Below are 1,374 nucleotides of genomic sequence, written 5' to 3'. Positions count from 1 at the left end.
CTGGGACCTCTATGAGAAATCGAAGCACAATAAAACATTACTGCCTGGTGACCTTGTCGGGCTATGCCGAAGCCTGTTCCGTCGAGAATCCTACGCGTTTCTCACCGGTCATAATGAGAACCCCCTTACAGGCCAGGACGTCACACAGATCCTTGAACATATCATCACTGTAAGACATAACAATCCATCGCTCGCTTCAGACTTATTTTCTCTATTTCGTGACTATGTCCGGACCCGCGGCTGGGCCATCCACCCGGAAGATTATGGTCTCACCCAGTTTTTCCGTGATCTTTCAGAGAACGCCAGGAAGAGTATCGAAAAGTACGAATTTGACGACGCCCAGCCCATGGGCTATATTACGCCGCTTATCGATTTCATCGACAATACCAAGCGAATCGTCACCTTAAAACTCCGAGTCTCTGTAGGAAAACCGCCCGAGGATTTCGTAGCCATCCGCGAAATCGTCAATACAACTCCCGATTTCGATTTTCTCCGGGATCTCGTCGAAAACGCTGCGGAACGCTTTACAGAAATCCCATCCAATAAACGCCTGGATCCCCGCGACATTTGGGTAAAGTGGTTTCTTGAGCTGTATGAGAAGTTCACCGACACATTTCCCGAAGAAGGATCTCAACTCGACAAAAGTGGCTTGGAAGAACACACCGGGGAACAGTTGGAAAGGCTTCGAAGCCACGTGGACAAACTGGCCCGCTCTCTCAGCCTCGATTTCTGGAAACCGCCGGACATTTCCGAAGCTCGCCCAGGGAATCAGGTTACAGTTGACCACGAAGAAATCGGTGCCAACTCCTTTTTTGTGCTCCGTCGTGCGGTTAAAGATGGAGACGAGTTTTTGCTGTCGTGTCGAATTTATAAGGAGCTCATGCAGATTTCGATTGCCAAAAAAACGGGTAGGCCGATGCTGACCACGGTAATCGCAGTGACCAGGAGAGAATAATCTTCAATGACTGAACCGACGGAAAAAAACATCCACGTGGCAGAAAAGAAACACAGGCCGACCGTGAGCCAGATAAACCCCACGATGGGAACAGGCATGCTGACGGGAGAAACAGTTCCCGGCATGTCACTCGCGGAATGATTTGCCATGGCTCTGCCCGTTCAATGAATTAATGCGTTCGATACTTATGGAACCTCTGAACAAAAGGCGATTTCGATTGATTTCTGCCTCTTTGACACTTGGCAATGGTTTTTAAGCCGGATGAGCAGACATTTATCCCGGATTGAGCTTCACCTAAATTCTCTATTCTGCCCTCTTTATCGCTTAATCACCCCGTGGGCGCGCAGTGTCAGCGCTCTAAGTCGCCTTTATCGCCTGTATCCTGCGGAATAACACATGACGATGAAGGTAAATATTCA

The 1,374-nt window shown here is 49.0% G+C and carries 2 protein-coding genes; both read left to right on the top strand.

The window, feature by feature from the left end:
* Positions 1–955 (top strand): hypothetical protein (locus H5U08_RS18905; RefSeq protein WP_297036745.1); only part of this gene is annotated, 955 nt, incomplete at its 5' end.
* A gap of 6 nt (positions 956–961) precedes the next feature.
* Entirely contained in the window at positions 962–1,096 is a 135-nt protein-coding gene (locus tag H5U08_RS18900; protein ID WP_297036742.1) for a hypothetical protein, read from the top strand.
* Positions 1,097–1,374 lie beyond the last annotated feature (278 nt).

Origin of the sequence: Thermogutta sp. (assembly GCF_014359955.1) — a bacterium.
In the GTDB taxonomy this organism is placed as follows: domain Bacteria; phylum Planctomycetota; class Planctomycetia; order Pirellulales; family Thermoguttaceae; genus Thermogutta.
This window is presented reverse-complemented; position numbering and strand designations above follow the sequence as displayed.